General features: G+C 52.3%; 16 protein-coding genes. 11 read left to right on the plus strand and 5 right to left on the minus strand.

Going from position 1 to position 18,559, the window contains the following annotated elements; all coding sequences use genetic code 11:
* Window positions 1–24: 24 nt before the first annotated feature.
* Window positions 25–1,374, minus strand: coding sequence for a lysine-sensitive aspartokinase 3 (lysC, locus tag A7Z06_RS00115; RefSeq protein ID WP_001112913.1), 1,350 nt, complete (start codon window positions 1,372–1,374; stop codon window positions 25–27).
* Between the two features lie 293 nt (window positions 1,375–1,667).
* Here lysC and pgi point away from each other — a divergent pair, with 293 nt between their 5' ends.
* From pgi to A7Z06_RS00140, 5 genes are all read left to right on the plus strand, one after another.
* Window positions 1,668–3,317: a glucose-6-phosphate isomerase gene (pgi, locus tag A7Z06_RS00120; protein WP_000789996.1), complete on the plus strand. Its 1,650-nt coding sequence runs from the start codon at window positions 1,668–1,670 to the stop codon at window positions 3,315–3,317.
* Between the two features lie 511 nt (window positions 3,318–3,828).
* Window positions 3,829–4,071, plus strand: coding sequence for an exopolysaccharide production protein YjbE (gene yjbE / locus A7Z06_RS00125; RefSeq protein ID WP_001233407.1), 243 nt, complete (start codon window positions 3,829–3,831; stop codon window positions 4,069–4,071).
* A gap of 186 nt (window positions 4,072–4,257) precedes the next feature.
* Window positions 4,258–4,896: a YjbF family lipoprotein gene (locus A7Z06_RS00130; protein ID WP_010344804.1), complete on the plus strand. Its 639-nt coding sequence runs from the start codon at window positions 4,258–4,260 to the stop codon at window positions 4,894–4,896.
* Window positions 4,893–5,630 carry a capsule biosynthesis GfcC family protein gene (locus A7Z06_RS00135; protein WP_000595527.1) on the plus strand — a complete coding sequence of 246 codons (738 nt, stop codon included), beginning with the start codon at window positions 4,893–4,895 and terminating at the stop codon, window positions 5,628–5,630. The genes A7Z06_RS00130 and A7Z06_RS00135 overlap by 4 nt, the downstream gene beginning before the upstream one ends.
* Window positions 5,630–7,726, plus strand: a complete 2,097-nt coding sequence (locus A7Z06_RS00140) for a YjbH domain-containing protein (protein ID WP_000745786.1) — start codon at window positions 5,630–5,632, stop codon at window positions 7,724–7,726. The genes A7Z06_RS00135 and A7Z06_RS00140 overlap by 1 nt, the downstream gene beginning before the upstream one ends.
* A 46-nt stretch (window positions 7,727–7,772) precedes the next feature.
* Here the strand turns inward: A7Z06_RS00140 and A7Z06_RS00145 are convergent, their stop codons facing one another.
* The gene (locus tag A7Z06_RS00145) at window positions 7,773–8,051 is read right to left on the minus strand and encodes a hypothetical protein (RefSeq protein ID WP_010344805.1); all 279 of its coding nucleotides are present in this window, start codon (window positions 8,049–8,051) and stop codon (window positions 7,773–7,775) included.
* Window positions 8,052–8,264: 213 nt separating this feature from the next.
* On the opposite strand from A7Z06_RS00145, the gene psiE reads away from it, so the two are divergent.
* Complete coding sequence (psiE, locus tag A7Z06_RS00150) at window positions 8,265–8,675, plus strand: phosphate-starvation-inducible protein PsiE (protein WP_000202898.1); 411 nt, start codon at window positions 8,265–8,267, stop codon at window positions 8,673–8,675.
* Between the two features lie 93 nt (window positions 8,676–8,768).
* Here psiE and malG read toward each other — a convergent pair whose 3' ends face one another.
* The 3 genes from malG to malE all read right to left on the minus strand — a co-directional run bounded on the left by malG (window position 8,769) and on the right by malE (window position 12,789).
* The gene (gene malG / locus A7Z06_RS00155; protein WP_001252058.1) at window positions 8,769–9,659 is read right to left on the minus strand and encodes a maltose ABC transporter permease MalG; all 891 of its coding nucleotides are present in this window, start codon (window positions 9,657–9,659) and stop codon (window positions 8,769–8,771) included.
* Window positions 9,660–9,673: 14 nt separating this feature from the next.
* The gene (gene malF, locus A7Z06_RS00160) at window positions 9,674–11,218 is read right to left on the minus strand and encodes a maltose ABC transporter permease MalF (protein WP_010344809.1); all 1,545 of its coding nucleotides are present in this window, start codon (window positions 11,216–11,218) and stop codon (window positions 9,674–9,676) included.
* A gap of 380 nt (window positions 11,219–11,598) precedes the next feature.
* On the minus strand, window positions 11,599–12,789 hold the full coding sequence (gene malE, locus A7Z06_RS00165) for a maltose/maltodextrin ABC transporter substrate-binding protein MalE (RefSeq protein ID WP_000695405.1): 1,191 nt from the start codon (window positions 12,787–12,789) through the stop codon (window positions 11,599–11,601).
* A 364-nt stretch (window positions 12,790–13,153) separates the two neighbouring features.
* On the opposite strand from malE, the gene malK reads away from it, so the two are divergent.
* From malK to ubiA, 5 genes are all read left to right on the plus strand, one after another.
* A complete protein-coding gene (gene malK / locus A7Z06_RS00170; RefSeq protein ID WP_000179160.1) occupies window positions 13,154–14,269 on the plus strand; it encodes a maltose/maltodextrin ABC transporter ATP-binding protein MalK in 1,116 nt (371 codons plus the stop codon).
* Window positions 14,270–14,341: 72 nt separating this feature from the next.
* Window positions 14,342–15,682: a maltoporin LamB gene (gene lamB / locus A7Z06_RS00175; protein WP_105279298.1), complete on the plus strand. Its 1,341-nt coding sequence runs from the start codon at window positions 14,342–14,344 to the stop codon at window positions 15,680–15,682.
* A gap of 332 nt (window positions 15,683–16,014) precedes the next feature.
* Complete coding sequence (gene malM, locus A7Z06_RS00180) at window positions 16,015–16,953, plus strand: maltose operon protein MalM (RefSeq protein WP_010344810.1); 939 nt, start codon at window positions 16,015–16,017, stop codon at window positions 16,951–16,953.
* 179 nt (window positions 16,954–17,132) lie between these two features.
* On the plus strand, window positions 17,133–17,630 hold the full coding sequence (gene ubiC / locus A7Z06_RS00185) for a chorismate lyase (RefSeq protein ID WP_000019215.1): 498 nt from the start codon (window positions 17,133–17,135) through the stop codon (window positions 17,628–17,630).
* Between the two features lie 12 nt (window positions 17,631–17,642).
* A complete protein-coding gene (ubiA, locus tag A7Z06_RS00190; protein WP_000455237.1) occupies window positions 17,643–18,515 on the plus strand; it encodes a 4-hydroxybenzoate octaprenyltransferase in 873 nt (290 codons plus the stop codon).
* Window positions 18,516–18,559: the final 44 nt, after the last annotated feature.

The raw sequence follows: 18,559 nt of genomic DNA on the forward strand, positions 1-18,559 counted from the left end.
CACTTCATCCGGGCCGCACTGTTTTTACTCAAACAAATTACTATGCAATGTCTGCACCACCTGTTCCGCATCAGCACCCGGCACCAGGAAGCACAGGTTATTGCTGGAAGCGCCGTAGCAAATCATGCGGATGTTGAACGGTTCCAGCACGCCAAATACTTCTTTGCCGACGCCGCAGGCTTTTGACAGGTCATTACCAATCAGCGCCACCAGTGCCAGGCCTTCTTCCACTTCCACGCGGCACAGCGCCGAAAGCTCCATCAGCAGTGATTGCGTCAACAATGTATCGCCAGTGGAAGTTGAACCAGTCGTATCAAGAGTTAATGCCACGCTCACTTCGGACGTAGTAATTAAATCCACCGAAATATTATGCCGCGCGAGGATACCGAAAACTTCCGCGAGGAAGCCACGGGAATGCAGCATATTCAGGCTGTGCAGGGTTAATAGCGTTTGTTTACGGCGCAGAGCCAGTGCACGGAACAGCGGTGGATTTTCGGTTTTATTACACACCAACGTACCGCCAGCACGTGGGTCTTTGCTGGAACCGACAAACACCGGAATATCGCTGCGCACTGCGGGCAGCAACGTCGCTGGATGCAGCACTTTCGCGCCAAAGGTCGCCATTTCAGCGGCCTCTTCAAAAGCGATTTTATCAATGCGTTTTGCTGCTGGCACCACGCGCGGATCGGTCGTGTAGATGCCAGGGACGTCAGTCCAGATATCAACGCGAGATGCGTGTAAGGCTTCCGCCAACAAGGCTGCCGTATAATCGCTGCCGCCACGTCCAAGTGTTGTAGTACGCCCTTTACTTTCGCTACCAATAAAGCCCTGGGTGATGACTAAACCTTCACTGAGCCGTGGAGTCAGATGCAACGCAGACAGTTCCGCCAGTGCAACAACATCTGGCTCCGCGCGACCAAACCGGTCGTTGGTGCGCATCACTTTACGCACATCAAACCACTGCGCCTGGACATCGCGTTCGCGCAGGATTTCAACAAATAGTAGAGTAGACATCAGTTCGCCGTGGCTAACCAGTTCATCCGTCAGAGCCGGAGATGTTGCCAGCGCCGCCGCTTCGGCCAGAACGGTAATGTTCTCCAACAAACGTTCAATCTCTTCACGGATGACGTTCGGGTAACGCAGGCGCTCCAGAATGGCGAACTGAATATTGCGAATAGCATCGAGTTTTTCGAAACGCTCAACCGGTTCCAGACCTTCAGCCAGTGCAACAAGTAGGTTAGTAATCCCCGCAGAAGCAGAAAGCACAACTAAACGAACATTCTCATCAGAAAGCACAATGTCGGCGCTGCGGTTCATGGCGTCGAAATCAGCCACGCTAGTACCACCAAATTTGGAGACAACAATATCGGGCATAACAACCTCGTGTCAGGGAATGAAAGAAGCGACCTTGGCACAAAGGCAAAATAGAAACCGGTGCAGGCGCAGACCGTATTTATAAATAAAAGGTGTAGGGGAGTGTGTCAACGCCGGGATTATGCGGATTATTCATGCAGCGGGCGTGGTCAGAAATTGTGCTTATAACGTCTATACTTTTTATCCTCTTCAGTAGTTAGCTGAGCTAACGGCACTAAAACCATCACATTTTTCTGTGACTGGCGCTACAATCTTCCACAGTCACAATTCTCAATATCAGAAGAGTATTGCTAATGAAAAACATCAATCCAACGCAGACCGCTGCCTGGCAGGCACTACAGAAACACTTCGATGAAATGAAAGACGTTACGATCGCCGATCTTTTTGCTAAAGATGGCGATCGTTTTTCTAAGTTCTCCGCAACCTTCGACGATCAGATGCTGGTGGATTACTCCAAAAACCGCATCACCGAAGAAACTCTGGCGAAATTGCAGGATCTGGCGAAAGAGTGCGATCTGGCTGGCGCGATTAAGTCGATGTTCTCTGGCGAGAAGATTAACCGCACCGAAAACCGTGCCGTGCTGCACGTGGCGCTGCGTAATCGTAGTAATACGCCGATTCTGGTTGATGGCAAAGACGTAATGCCGGAAGTCAACGCGGTGCTGGAGAAGATGAAAACCTTCTCGCAAGCGATTATTTCCGGTGAGTGGAAGGGTTATACCGGCAAAGCAATCACCGACGTGGTGAACATCGGTATCGGCGGTTCTGACCTCGGCCCGTACATGGTGACCGAAGCACTGCGTCCGTACAAAAATCACCTGAATATGCACTTCGTTTCTAACGTTGACGGAACTCACATCGCAGAAGTGCTGAAAAAAGTGAACCCTGAAACCACGCTGTTCCTGGTAGCGTCTAAAACCTTCACCACTCAGGAAACCATGACCAACGCCCATAGCGCGCGTGACTGGTTCCTGAAAGCGGCCGGTGATGAGAAGCACGTTGCGAAACACTTTGCGGCGCTCTCCACCAATGCGAAAGCCGTTGGCGAGTTTGGTATTGATACCGCCAACATGTTCGAGTTCTGGGACTGGGTCGGCGGCCGTTACTCTTTGTGGTCAGCGATTGGTCTGTCAATTGTTCTCTCCATCGGCTTTGATAACTTCGTTGAACTGCTTTCCGGCGCACACGCGATGGACAAGCATTTCTCCACCACGCCAGCCGAGAAAAACCTGCCTGTATTGCTGGCGCTAATCGGCATCTGGTACAACAATTTCTTTGGCGCGGAAACTGAAGCGATTCTGCCGTATGACCAGTATATGCACCGTTTCGCGGCGTACTTCCAGCAGGGCAATATGGAATCCAACGGCAAATACGTTGACCGTAACGGTAACGTAGTGGATTACCAGACTGGCCCGATTATCTGGGGTGAGCCGGGTACAAACGGGCAACATGCGTTTTACCAGCTGATCCACCAGGGAACCAAAATGGTGCCGTGCGATTTCATCGCGCCGGCTATCACCCATAACCCGCTCTCTGATCACCACCAGAAACTGCTGTCTAACTTCTTCGCTCAGACCGAAGCTCTGGCCTTTGGTAAATCCCGCGAAGTGGTAGAGCAGGAATATCGCGATCAGGGTAAAGATCCGGCGACGCTCGACTATGTAGTGCCGTTTAAAGTGTTCGAAGGTAACCGTCCGACCAACTCCATCCTGCTGCGCGAAATCACCCCGTTCAGCCTGGGGGCGTTGATTGCGCTGTATGAGCACAAAATCTTTACTCAGGGCGTGATCCTGAACATCTTCACCTTCGACCAGTGGGGCGTGGAGCTGGGTAAACAGCTGGCGAACCGTATTCTGCCGGAACTGAAAGATGACAAAGAAATCAGCAGCCACGATAGCTCGACCAATGGTCTGATTAACCGCTATAAGGCGTGGCGCGGTTAATCATCGTGCATGTCTGATGCCGCTACGTAGGCCGGATAAGGCGTTTATGCCGCATCCGGCAACCGGTGCCTGATGCGACGCGGTCGCGTCTTATCAGGCCTACAGGTCGATGCCGATATGCACATCGTATTCGGCAATTAATACATAGCACGATTGATTAAATAACCTTAATAACAATGCCGACTATAAGTCGGCATTGTTCTATCAGATAAATCCTCTTGTCTGTGATTTAACGAAAATCATATCGTGAGGTTAATCCTAAAATAGATTTTTAGTCTGTAATTATTTCGGAAAATACGCAGGTCAATCGCTTTTGTGTTTATTTTAACCTCATGATTAACATAATTATTTATATATAATAAAAAATATATAATTGATATTTATTCCAATTATCCTAAAACCCCACCACTAATTCCTCGCGCCGTAATTCACATGCTTTAGTTGTGTATACTCGATCCCGCCCGAAATGTTTTTGGGTAAATCTCCATTCATTCAATGAAGGGAAATTGTTATGAGAAAAGTTCTGTATGGCATTTTAGCCATATCTGCGCTTGCGGCGACTTCTGCGTGGGCTGCACCTGTACAGGTGGGCGAAGCGGCAGGGTCGGCAGCAACGTCGGTTTCGGCGGGCAGTTCCTCCGCGACCAGCGTCAGCACCGTAAGCTCGGCGGTGGGTGTCGCACTCGCGGCAACCGGTGGCGGTGATGGTTCTAATACCGGAACCACCACAACCACGACCACCAGTACCCAGTAATAACGTATGTATCCCCAAAATAATTCGAGTTGCAGGAAGGCGACAAGCGAGTGAGTCCCCGGGAGCATAGATAACTATGTGACCGGGGTGAACGAGTGCGGTCACCGCATCTGCAGCTTGAAGTATGACGGGGATTAACCATAACCACACTCCGGTGTGGTTATTCTGCCCCTCTGGAGAAGAGTCGTGAAGCGACCTGCACTCATTCTTATCTGCCTGCTATTACAGGCCTGTTCAGCCACGACTAAAGAGCTGGGCAATTCACTGTGGGACAGTCTGTTCGGCACGCCAGGCGTACAGCTGACGGACGATGATATTCAAAATATGCCCTACGCCAGCCAGTACATGCAGCTTAATGGCGGGCCGCAGTTATTTGTGGTGCTGGCCTTCGCTGAAGACGGACAACAAAAATGGGTCACTCAGGATCAGGCCACTCTCGTCACACAACATGGTCGTCTGGTGAAGACTTTGCTTGGCGGCGACAACCTGATTGAAGTAAATAACCTTGCCGCCGACCCGCTGATTAAACCCGCACAAATTGTTGATGGCGCAACATGGACGCGCACGATGGGCTGGACCGAGTACCAGCAGGTACGTTACGCCACCGCACGCTCAGTCTTCAAATGGGATGGCACCGATACCGTCAAAGTCGGCAGCGATGAAACTCCGGTTCGCGTGCTGGACGAAGAAGTCTCCACCGACCAGGCGCGCTGGCATAACCGCTACTGGATCGACAGCGAAGGACAAATTCGCCAGTCGGAACAGTATCTCGGCGCGGATTATTTCCCGGTGAAAACCACTCTCATCAAGGCAGCAACACAATGATTAAACAAACTATTGTCGCGTTGATTTTGAGCGTGGGAGCGTCATCGGTCTTTGCTGCGGGCACCGTCAAGGTGTTCAGCAATGGCAGCAGTGAGGCCAAAACGCTGACGGGCGCAGAGCATTTAATCGATCTGGTGGGGCAACCGCGACTGGCGAATAGCTGGTGGCCCGGTGCGGTGATCAGCGAAGAGCTGGCAACGGCAGCAGCATTGCGGCAGCAGCAGGCGTTGCTGACACGGCTGGCAGAACTGGCCACAGATTCCAGCGCCGAGGATGCCGCCGCGATTAACGCCTTACGTCAGCAAATTCAGGCGTTGAAGGTGACGGGCAGGCAAAAAATCAATCTTGATCCCGATATCGTCCGCGTTGCGGAACGTGGCAACCCGCCGTTGCAGGGCAACTACACGCTGTGGGTGGGTTCCGCTCCGTCAACGGTCACGCTGTTCGGGCTTATCAGTCGTCCTGGCAATCAGCCATTCACCCCAGGTCGCGACGTAGCGAGCTATCTCTCCGGGCAGAGCCTGCTTAGCGGTGCAGATCGCAGCTATGCGTGGGTGGTTTACCCGGACGGGCGAACGCAAAAAGCGCCGGTGGCTTACTGGAACAAGCGTCACGTAGAGCCGATGCCCGGCAGCATTATTTATGTTGGCCTGGCGGACTCCGTCTGGAGTAAGACGCCTGATGCCCTGAACGCCGACATTCTTCAGACTCTGACGCAGCGGATACCGCAATAATGAAAAAAAGACATCTGCTTAGCTTACTGGCGCTGGGCATTAGCACGGCCTGCTATGGCGAAACGTATCCAGCGCCCATCGGGCCGTCGCAATCGGATTTCGGCGGCGTCGGTCTGTTACAAACGCCCACCGCGCGCATGGCGCGGGAAGGGGAATTAAGTTTGAACTATCGTGATAACGATCAGTACCGTTATTACTCTGCTTCAGTGCAACTCTTCCCGTGGCTGGAAACAACGCTGCGCTACACCGATGTGCGCACCCGGCAGTACAGCAGCGTCGAAGCGTTCTCTGGCGATCAAACGTATAAAGATAAAGCCTTCGATCTCAAACTGCGTTTGTGGGAAGAGAGTTACTGGCTGCCGCAAGTGGCGGTTGGTGCGCGGGATATCGGCGGTACGGGGCTGTTTGATGCGGAATATCTTGTTGCCAGCAAAGCCTGGGGGCCGTTCGATTTTACGCTCGGCCTGGGCTGGGGATATCTGGGCACCAGCGGTAATGTGAAAAATCCGCTCTGTTCAGCCAGTGATAAATATTGCTATCGCGATAACAGCTACAAACAGGCGGGATCTATCGACGGTAGCCAGATGTTCCACGGTCCTGCCTCACTGTTTGGCGGCGTGGAATACCAGACGCCCTGGCAACCGCTGCGCCTGAAACTGGAGTATGAAGGCAATAATTATCAGCAGGATTTTGCCGGTAAGCTGGAGCAAAAAAGTAAGTTTAACGTCGGGGCGATTTATCGCGTTACCGATTGGGCCGACGTTAACCTTAGCTATGAACGTGGCAACACCTTTATGTTTGGCGTTACGTTGCGCACCAACTTTAACGATCTGCGCCCGTCTTACAACGATAACGCCCGCTCGCAATATCAACCGCAGCCGCAGGATGCCATTTTGCAGCATTCGGTGGTGGCGAATCAGTTAACGCTGTTGAAATACAATGCCGGACTTGCCGATCCGCAGATCCAGGCGAAAGGCGATACGCTGTATGTCACCGGCGAGCAGGTGAAATATCGTGATTCGCGTGAAGGGATCATCCGTGCTAATCGGATCGTGATGAACGATCTGCCGGATGGGATCAAAACGATCCGCATTACGGAAAATCGCCTTAACATGCCGCAGGTGACGACGGAAACCGATGTCGCCAGCCTGAAAAATCATCTCGCCGGAGAGCCGTTGGGCCACGAAACGACGCTGGCGCAAAAACGCGTCGAGCCGGTGGTTCCGCAGTCCACCGAGCAGGGCTGGTATATCGACAAATCGCGCTTTGATTTCCATATCGATCCGGTGCTGAACCAGTCGGTTGGTGGCCCGGAAAACTTTTACATGTACCAACTGGGCGTGATGGGAACGGCGGATTTGTGGCTGACGGATCACCTGCTCACCACCGGTAGTCTGTTTGCTAACCTTGCCAACAACTACGACAAGTTTAACTACACTAATCCACCGCAGGACTCGCACTTACCGCGCGTTCGTACCCACGTGCGTGAGTATGTGCAGAACGATGTCTATGTGAATAACCTGCAAGCCAACTACTTCCAGCATCTTGGCAACGGCTTCTACGGTCAGGTCTACGGAGGTTATCTCGAAACCATGTTTGGCGGTGCGGGGGCGGAAGTGTTGTATCGCCCGCTGGACAGCAACTGGGCGTTTGGTCTGGATGCCAACTACGTTAAACAGCGTGACTGGCGTAGCGCGAAAGATATGATGAAGTTCACTGATTACAGCGTGAAAACCGGTCATTTGACCGCGTACTGGACGCCATCTTTCGCCCAGGATGTGTTAGTGAAAGCCAGCGTCGGGCAGTATCTGGCAGGGGATAAAGGTGGCACGCTGGAGATCGCCAAACGCTTTGATAGCGGCGTGGTGGTGGGTGGCTATGCCACGATCACGAATGTTTCGAAAGAAGAGTACGGAGAAGGGGACTTCACCAAAGGCGTGTATGTCTCTGTACCGTTGGATCTCTTCTCGTCTGGCCCGACACGCAGCCGTGCGGCAATTGGCTGGACGCCGCTGACGCGTGACGGTGGTCAGCAACTTGGGCGTAAGTTCCAGTTGTATGACATGACCAGCGACCGAAGCGTGAATTTCCGCTAAGCCGTGGGAAAGGTGCCAGTTTTCGCAATCACTGGCCCCCTCATTCTTAATGGCCTGTCGAGCCATCAGGAACGCAGTTCACCCCCGGTTTGCGATCTGGTGTGTAAAGGCGAAAACATTCTGTCTTCCTGTCCGTCGATATCGGTTGCAGGTCTGATTGCCTGAGCGACTGAGCCATCATTGGGCTGGAGACATTGCTTTGCGGAAGGTCGGCTTTATCAGCAGTACCGAGCGGACCGGCAAAAGCAGGAAGAACAGAGACTGATAACAACAAAGCAGCAAAATAAGGCTTCATTTTTACCACCTTTATCAGGTTACGTTTCATTTGTTCCAGAGGAACATTGTCGATTTTTCGCGCTTTGCTGGTGGCCGGGAATCACCTGAATGGGTGATTTTTTGAGGCTGTGTGTTTTGCCAGATGCGACGTTGATGGGAGATGCCCACTTAATTGAGCTGAACAAAACATACACAAAAAATATAGATCCCCGTCACATTTTTGCGTTATACAGGAAGCTCGCCACTGAGTTGGAGGGCTGTTATGACGTCGTTATCTCGTCCGCGCGTGGAGTTTATCTCCACCATTTTGCAGACCGTTCTCAATCTTGGCCTGCTGTGCCTCGGCCTGATTCTGGTCGTATTCCTCGGCAAAGAAACGGTGCATCTGGCTGATGTGCTGTTCGCCCCAGAAAAAACCAGCAAATATGAGCTGGTGGAAGGGCTGGTGGTTTACTTTCTCTATTTCGAATTTATCGCCCTGATTGTGAAGTACTTCCAGTCCGGTTTTCACTTTCCCTTACGTTACTTTGTCTATATCGGGATCACCGCCATTGTGCGCTTGATCATCGTCGATCATAAATCGCCACTGGATGTATTGATCTACTCGGCAGCGATCCTGTTACTGGTGATCACACTATGGCTGTGTAATTCGAAGCGGCTGAAGCGGGAGTAAAAAAAGGCGCTCCAGGGAGCGCCGAATAACAGTCACAAGTTGGGATAACGTAAGTTGAGGGTGCAGCGGCATAACATTGGCAGAACAACATCTTTAACCTTTCACACCACCTGCCGTCAGGCCATTGACCAGCCAGCGTTGAGCTAGCAAGAAGACGATGGTGATCGGTAATGCAGACATCACGGCAGCGGCGGCAAAATCGCCCCACAGGTAGTTTTGTGGGTTGAGGTATTGCTGCATCCCCACGGCCAGGGTGTAGCTGTTCACGTCACGCAGTAACAACGACGCGACCGGAACTTCAGTAATGGCAGCGATAAACGACAGGATGAACACTACCGCCAGAATTGGTACTGACAGCGGCAGCAGTACGAGGCGGAAGGCTTGCCACGGTGTCGCACCGTCCAGCGCCGCCGCTTCTTCCAGCGAACTGTCGATGGTTTCGAAATAACCTTTAATCGTCCAGACGTGCAGCGCAATCCCGCCCAGGTAAGCAAAGATAACGCCGCCGTGGGTATTCAGACCGATAAACGGAATGTACTCACCCAGACGGTCAAACAACGCATACAACGCCACCAGTGAGAGTACCGCCGGGAACATCTGGAAAATCAGCATTCCTTTCAGCAGCGTCGCTTTGCCTGGAAAGCGCATACGGGCAAAAGCGTAGGCGCAGGTGGTGGAGAGCGCCACGATACCAATCGCGGAAATCCCGGCGACCTTTACTGAGTTCCACAGCCACAGCAATACCGGGAACGGCGGTGGCGTAATGCGACCATCGGCCTGTTCAACGCTAAAGCCTAACGCCAGTTTCCAGTGATCCCACGAGATTTGCTCCGGGATCAGGCTGCCGGTCGCGAAGTTCCCCTGACGCAGCGAGATGGCGACGACCATCAGCAGCGGGAACATAATCGCCGCGATAAAAAGTAGCAGTAGCAGGTGAGTAATAAACAAACGTGCTTTTTGCGATTTCGGTTGGACCATTGCCATTTTTGTTATCTCCCTTAATCAAACTTCATTCGCGTGGCTTTCAGGTTCACTATCGCCAGCGCACCCACCAGCAGGAAAATCAGCGTGGCAATCGCTGCTGCCAGACCGAAGTCCTGACCCCCGCCGCCTTCAAAAGCGATACGGTAGGTGTAGTTAACGAGCAGGTCGGTATAACCGGCTGGCGTGGTGGTGCCAAGACGATCCGGGCCACCGTTGGTCAACAGTTGAATCAGCACGAAGTTGTTAAAGTTAAAGGCGAAGCTGGCGATCATCAGCGGTGTCAGCGGCTTGATCAGCAGCGGCAGCGTGATTTTAAAGAAGTTCTGGAATGGACTTGCGCCATCCATCGCTGAGGCTTCATACAGGTCGTCAGGAATCGCTTTCAGCAAGCCCATGCAGAGGATCATCATGTACGGATAACCCAGCCACGTGTTGACGATAATCAGCATCGTCCGTGCGGTGGTCGGATCGCTAAACCAGGCGGGCTTCACGCCAAACAGCGCGCTCAACATCATGTTGATTTCACCGAAGCTCTGGTTAAACAACCCTTTGAAAATCAAGATTGAAATAAACGATGGCACCGCGTAGGGCAGAATCAGCAGGACGCGATAGACCGCTTTGCCGCGCAACGCTTCCCATTGCACCAGACAGGCCAGCACCATGCCGACTGCAACCGTTAAAAAGACAGTGATCAGTGAGAACATCACGGTCCAGACGAAAATCGCGAGGAACGGTTTCTGAATGCCTTCGTCGGTGAAGACGCGGGTAAAGTTTTTCCAGCCGGTAGTCACGGTGTAACCGGGGCTGAGTTTGTCGTCGCCCCAGTTGCCATCGGCGGTGATGGACTGGTAAAAGCCGGTCTGGTCATTCGGGCGATATTTGACGCCACTCTGGTTATTGGTCAGCGTACCGTCATCGCCCAGTGTGTAGAGCGGTTGTGTGCCAGAGAACTGGCGCAGGGAGCTCATCATCACTTTGTTGTCATCCGGGAGGATGGCGGTAATGTTGCTCAGCGCCTGACGATTTTGGGTAATCACGCGCAGATTTGCGCGCTCGCCCTCAGGCTGTGTGGCACTTTCTTTCAGTTGCAGCTTTTGCTCGCCGCCAAATTTAAAGGCATCGGAGAGATAATGCTTACCGGTTTCGCCATCGGTGAGCGCCAGTTGCCACTCATCACCTGCCGGATAAAGCCCGAAGTTATAGGTTTTGCCCGCTTGCCAGGAACGATCTAACAGAACTTCCTGGGCGCGTTCAAAAGTTAGCTGGTTAGTGCTGCTGTAGTTGGTAAAAGCAATGGCGATGGTGCAGACCAGAGGGAAGAGCACGAACAGCCCCATTCCTGCCATTCCCGGATAAACATAGCGCCAGGCGTAGGCTTTCCGGTTGGCGAAAATATACAGCCCCGCAGAACTTAAAATCAGCGTGGTAATGGCGAACAGGTACTCCCCTTGTGCGTACATTAAAACAACAAGGTAACCCACCAGCAGGCCAAGCAGACCTAACACTGACCATTTCAGCGCGTCGCTTTGCCACCAATGTTTCTTTTTAATGACATCCATGGGGTTCTTCCTCATTCCTGGACGGATAAATGATTACACCGCATCCGGCAACAACCGCCTGATGCGGCGCTGGCGCGCCTTATCAGGCTTACGTACAGTTCGTTTTTCCAGGTCGGATGAAGCATTTACGCCGTATCCGACAACAACCGCCTGATGCGACGCTGACGCGTCTTATCAGGCCTACATATGCTTCGGTTTCGTAGGCCGGATAAGGCGTTCACGCCGCATCCGGCATTTAGTTTTGTATGTCGGATGAAGTATTTACGCCGTATCCGACAATAACCGCCTGATGCGACGCTGACGCGTCTTATCAGGCCTACATATGTTTTGGTTTCGTAGGCCGGATAAGGCGTTCACGCCGCATCCGGCATTTCACAGCATTACTTGGTGATACGACCCTGCGCATCTTTCAGCGCGGCATCAACAGTTTGACGACCGCTGGCGGCGTTGATCACTGCGGTACGCACGGCATACCAGAAGGCCGACATCTGCGGGATATTCGGCATGATTTCACCGTTCTTGGCGTTATCCATGGTGGCGGCAATGCGTTGATCTTTCGCCAGCTGATCCTGGTAAGACTTCAGCGCCACGGCGCCCAGCGGTTTATCTTTATTTACCGCTTCCAGCCCTTCGTCAGTCAGCAGGTAGTTTTCGAGGAACTCTTTTGCCAGTTCTTTGTTCGGGCTGGCAGCGTTGATGCCTGCACTCAGAACGCCAACGAACGGTTTGGAAGGTTGTCCCTTGAAGGTCGGCAGCAGCGTCACACCGTAGTTCACTTTGCTGGTATCGATGTTGGACCATGCCCACGGACCGTTGATGGTCATCGCCGTTTCACCTTTGTTAAAGGCCGCCTCTGCGATGGAGTAATCAGTATCCGCATTCATGTGTTTGTTTTTAACCAGATCAACCAGGAAGGTCAGACCCGCTTTTGCGCCGGCGTTATCCACACCAACGTCTTTCACATTGTATTTGTCATTTTCATACTTGAACGCATAACCACCGTCGGCAGCAATCAGCGGCCAGGTGAAGTACGGTTCTTGCAGGTTGAACATCAGCGCGCTCTTACCTTTCGCTTTCAGTTCTTTATCCAGTGCCGGGATTTCTTCCCAGGTTTTTGGCGGATTCGGCAGCAGGTCTTTGTTATAAATTAGCGATAACGCTTCAACGGCAATCGGATAAGCAATCAGTTTGCCGTTATAACGTACAGCATCCCAGGTAAACGGATACAGCTTGTCCTGTAACGCTTTGTCTGGGGAGATTTCAGCCAACAGGCCAGATTGGGCATAGCCGCCAAAGCGGTCGTGCGCCCAGAAAATAATGTCCGGACCATCGCCAGTGGCCGCAACTTGGGGGAACTTCTCTTCCAGCTTATCTGGATGCTCAACGGTGACTTTAATTCCGGTATCTTTCTCGAATTTATTACCCACTTCTGCGAGGCCGTTGTAGCCTTTATCGCCGTTGATCCAGATTACCAGTTTACCTTCTTCGATTTTGGCGAGAGCCGAGGCGGAAAACATCATCGTCGTCAAAACAGATAATGCGAGGATGCGTGCACCTGTTTTTATTTTCATAATCTCTGGTCCTTGTTGGTGAAGTGCTTGTGAAAACGCCTGAACGGACTCTAGTTTCTTTATACGGCAACCTCTTTCCATCCTCCTTGCCCCTACGCCCCACCTTTGTTTTATGTGATCTGCATCGCAGAAACGGCAGTATTGCGGTAAGGCGCACACAAAATTGCCATGTTTTTTGCAAGCAATATCACGAATTTCCTTACTTTCCCTCGGATTAGTATGCAGACCCCACCTTCTCATCCTCCCGCCTCCTCCCCCATAAAAAAGCCAGGGGGTGGAGGATTTAAGCCATCTTCCGATGACGCATAGTCACTGCATCATGAATGTTGCTGTCGATGACAGGTTGTAACGAAGGGAGAAGGGCATGGCGAGCGTACAGCTGCAAAATGTAACGAAGGCCTGGGGGGATGTGGTGGTATCGAAAGATATCAATCTCGACATCCACGAAGGTGAGTTCGTGGTGTTTGTCGGACCGTCTGGCTGCGGTAAATCCACTTTACTGCGCATGATTGCCGGTCTTGAGACGATCACCAGCGGCGACCTGTTCATCGGTGATAAACGAATGAACGATACCCCGCCAGCAGAACGCGGCGTCGGCATGGTGTTCCAGTCCTATGCGCTCTATCCCCACCTGTCTGTGGCAGAAAATATGTCTTTTGGCCTGAAATTAGCAGGCGCAAAGAAAGAGGTCATCAACCAGCGTGTTAACCAGGTGGCGGAAGTGCTGCAACTGGCGCACTTGCTGGATCGCAAACCGAAGGCGCTCTCCGGCGGACAACGTCAACGTGTGGCGATTGGTCGTACGCTGGTGGCCGAGCCAAGCGTGTTTTTACTCGATGAACCACTTTCCAACCTTGATGCCGCGCTACGTGTACAGATGCGTATCGAAATTTCCCGTCTGCATAAACGCCTGGGGCGCACGATGATTTACGTCACCCACGACCAGGTCGAAGCGATGACGTTGGCCGACAAAATCGTGGTGCTGGACGCCGGTCGCGTGGCGCAGGTCGGGAAGCCGCTTGAGTTGTATCACTATCCGGCCGACCGCTTTGTCGCCGGTTTTATCGGTTCACCGAAAATGAATTTCCTGCCGGTAAAAGTGACCGCCGTTGCAATCGATCAAGTCCAGGTTGAGCTGCCGATGCCAAACCTCCAGCAGGTCTGGCTGCCGGTTGAAAGCCACAACGTTCAGGTCGGCGCCAACATGTCGCTGGGCATTCGCCCGGAACATTTACTGCCAAGCGATATCGCCGACGTCATCCTTGAGGGGGAAGTTCAGGTGGTCGAGCAGCTCGGCAACGAAACGCAAATTCATATCCAGATCCCTTCCATTCGTCAAAACCTGGTGTACCGCCAGTCTGACGTGGTGTTGGTAGAAGAAGGTGCCACATTCGCTATCGGCCTGCCGCCAGAGCGTTGCCATCTGTTCCGTGAGGATGGCACTGCATGTCGTCGACTGCATCAGGAGCCGGGCGTTTAAGCACCCCTAAAAAAGACACAAAGCCTGTGACAGGCGATGTGAAAAAAGAAAAGCAATGACTCAGGAGATAGAATGATGATTACTCTGCGCAAACTTCCTCTGACGGTTGCCGTCGCAGCAGGCGTAATGTCTGCTCAGGCAATGGCTGTGGATTTCCACGGTTACGCTCGTTCCGGGATCGGCTGGACAGGGAGCGGCGGTGAACAACAGTGTTTCCAGACCACTGGCGCTCAAAGTAAATACCGTCTTGGCAACGAATGTGAAACTTATGCTGAATTAAAATTGGGTCAGGAAGTGTGGAAAGAGGGCGATAAGAGCTTCTATTTCGACACTAACGTGGCCTATTCCGTAGCACAACAGAATGACTGGGAAGCCACCGATCCGGCCTTCCGTGAAGCGAACGTGCAGGGGAAAAACCTGATTGAATGGCTGCCAGGCGCCACTATTTGGGCCGGTAAGCGTTTCTATCAGCGTCATGACGTTCATATGATCGACTTCTACTACTGGGATATTTCTGGTCCTGGTGCCGGTCTGGAAAACATCGACGTTGGCTTCGGTAAACTTTCTCTGGCAGCAACGCGTTCTTCTGAAGCGGGCGGTTCTTCTTCTTTCGCCAGCAACAATATCTATGACTATACCAACGAGACTGCGAACGACGTCTTCGACGTGCGTTTAGCGCAGATGGAAATCAACCCGGGCGGCACCCTGGAACTGGGTGTTGACTACGGTCGCGCTAACCTGCGTGATAACTATCGTCTGGTTGATGGCGCATCGAAAGATGGCTGGATGTTCACTGCCGAGCATACCCAGAGCATCCTGAAAGGCTTCAACAAGTTTGTTGTTCAGTACGCAACAGACTCGATGACCTCGCAGGGTAAAGGTCTGTCGCAGGGTTCTGGCGTTGCGTTTGATAACGAAAAATTTGCCTACAATATCAACAATAACGGTCACCTGCTGCGTATCCTCGATCACGGTGCGATCTCCATGGGCGACAACTGGGACATGATGTACGTGGGTATGTACCAGGATATCAACTGGGATAACGACAACGGCACCAAATGGTGGACCGTCGGTATTCGTCCAATGTACAAGTGGACGCCTATCATGAGTACCTTGCTGGAAGTGGGCTACGACAACGTCGAATCCCAGCGCACTGGCGACAAGAACAATCAGTACAAAATCACCCTCGCACAACAATGGCAGGCTGGCGACAGCATCTGGTCACGCCCGGCTATTCGTGTCTTCGCAACCTACGCCAAGTGGGATGAGAAATGGGGTTATGACTACAACGGTAGCTCCTCTTCCAACCCGAACTACGGCAAAGCTGTTCCGGCGAATTTCGAAGGCGGTAGCTTCGGTCGCGGTGATAGCGATGAGTGGACATTCGGTGCCCAGATGGAAATCTGGTGGTAATAGCAATATGTAGGCCGGATAAGGTGCTTGTACCGCATCCGGCAATCAACGCCTGATGCGACGCTGCCGCGTCTTATCAGGTCTACAACCGCTGCCGAATGTAGGCCGGATAAGGCGTTTACGCCGCATCCGGCAACCAGTGCCTGATGCGACGCAGTCGCGTCTTATCAGGTCTACAACCGCTGCCGAATGTAGGTCGGATAAGGCGTTCACGCCGCATCCGGCATAAAACAGGTTGTCATTATTTATAAGGGGCGTAAGCCCCTCTGATTATCGGGTTAAGCGCGCTATTGCCTGGCTACCGCTGAACTCCAGATTTTGAGGTGAAAACAATGAAAATGAATAAAAGTCTCATCGCCCTCTGTTTATCAGCAGGGTTGCTGGCAAGCGCGCCTGGAATCAGCCTTGCCGATGTTAACTACGTACCGCAAAACACCAGCGATGCGCCAGCCATTCCATCTGCCGCGCTGCAACAATTAACCTGGACACCAGTCGATCAATCTAAAACCCAGACCACCCGGTTAGCTACTGGCGGTCAACAACTGAACGTCCCTGGCATCAGCGGTTCGGTTGCCGCATACAGCGTCCCGGCAAACATTGGCGAGCTGACACTGACGCTGACCAGTGAAGTGAACAAACAAACCAGCGTATTTGCGCCGAACGTGCTGATTCTTGATCAGAACATGACACCATCGGCCTTCTTCCCCAGCAGTTATTTCACCTACCAGGAACCTGGCGTGATGAGTGCAGATCGTCTGGAAGGCGTTATGCGACTGACACCTGCATTAGGGCAGCAGAAACTTTATGTGCTGGTCTTTACCACTGAAAAAGATCTCCAGCAGACGACACAACTGCTCGATCCGGCAAAAGCCTATGCCAAAGGTGTTGGTAACTCGGTGCCGGATATTCCAGACCCGGTTGCCCGTCATACCACCGATGGTCTGCTGAAACTGAAAGTGAAAACCAACTCCAGCTCCAGCGTGTTGGTGGGGCCGTTGTTTGGTTCTTCCGCTCCAGCTCCGGTTACGGTAGGCAACACTGCGGCACCGGCGACCTACACGGCACCAGCCGCCGCCGCACCTGCTCCGGCACCGGCGAAGAAAAGTGAACCTATGCTCAACGACACGGAAAGTTATTTTAATACCGCGATTAAAAACGCTGTCGCGAAAGGTGATGTTGATAAGGCGTTAAAACTGCTTGATGAAGCTGAACGCCTGGGCTCGACATCTGCCCGTTCCACCTTTATCAGCAGTGTAAAAGGCAAGGGGTAATTACGCCCCACAGTGCTGATTTTGCAACAACTGGTGCGTCTTCGGGCGCACCTTTTTTTCTCTCTCTCCTGTGATTGTTGCGTTATTGTTGCGTATTAGATCACTTAATATGCTTTACATCTCCCGTTAACGCTTTTCTGCGATACAATGCCTTTACGTTATGTAACGGAGAGTTCGGCATGTCACACCCCGCGTTAACGCAACTGCGTGCGCTGCGCTATTTTGCAGAGATCCCTGCGCTGGAACCGCAACTGCTCGACTGGTTGTTGCTGGAAGATTCCATGACCAAACGTTTTGAACAGCAGGGAAAAACGGTGAGCGTGACGATGATCCGCGAAGGGTTTGTCGAGCAGAATGAAATCCCCGAAGAATTACCGCTGCTGCCGAAAGAATCCCGTTACTGGTTACGTGAGATTTTGTTATGTGCAGATGGAGAACCGTGGCTTGCCGGTCGCACTGTCGTTCCTGTGTCAACGCTAAGCGGCCCCGAGCTGGCGTTACAAAATTTGGGTAAAACGCCGTTAGGACGCTATCTGTTTACATCATCGACATTAACTCGTGACTTTATTGAGATAGGCAGTGATGCCGGACTTTGGGGGCGACGTTCCCGCCTGCGATTAAGTGGTAAGCCGCTGCTGCTGACCGAACTGTTTTTACCGGCATCACCGTTGTACTAAGAGGAAAAAAATATGGAGTGGAGTCTGACGCAAAATAAGCTGCTGGCGTTTCACCGCTTAATGCGTACGGATAAGCCAATTGGTGCGTTACTGCTGCTCTGGCCAACTTTATGGGCGCTATGGGTGGCGACACCCGGTGTTCCCCAACTCTGGATCCTGGCGGTGTTTGTCGCTGGCGTCTGGCTGATGCGTGCCGCCGGTTGTGTAGTGAATGACTATGCTGATCGTAAGTTTGATGGTCATGTTAAGCGCACGGCAAACCGACCGCTTCCCAGTGGCGCGGTGACGGAGAAAGAGGCGCGAACGCTATTTGTGGTGCTGGTGCTGATTTCGTTCTTACTGGTATTGACGCTGAACACGATGACCATTCTGTTGTCGATTGCCGGACTGGCGTTGGCGTGGGTGTACCCGTTTATGAAGCGGTATACCCATTTACCGCAAGTAGTGCTGGGTGCGGCGTTTGGTTGGTCGATTCCAATGGCTTTTGCCGCTGTGAGTGAATCGGTGCCGTTAAGCTGCTGGTTAATGTTCCTCGCCAATATTCTGTGGGCGGTGGCTTACGACACGCAGTATGCGATGGTTGACCGTGATGACGACGTGAAGATTGGCATTAAGTCCACCGCGATCCTGTTTGGTCAATACGATAAGTTGATTATCGGCATTTTGCAGATTGGCGTGCTGGTGCTGATGGCGATTATCGGCGAGTTAAATGGCTTAGGCTGGGGATATTACTGGTCAATACTGATCGCGGGCGCACTGTTTGTTTATCAACAAAAACTGATTGCCAACCGCGAGCGTGAAGCCTGTTTTAAAGCGTTTATGAATAATAACTATGTTGGCCTGGTACTGTTTTTAGGGCTGGCAATGAGTTACTGGCATTTCTGATGATGTAAAAAAGCCGGATGATCATGGTCATCCGGCTTTTTTTC

Origin of the sequence: Escherichia sp. MOD1-EC6819 (genome assembly GCF_002965765.1) — a bacterium.
Classification (GTDB): domain Bacteria; phylum Pseudomonadota; class Gammaproteobacteria; order Enterobacterales; family Enterobacteriaceae; genus Escherichia; species Escherichia ruysiae.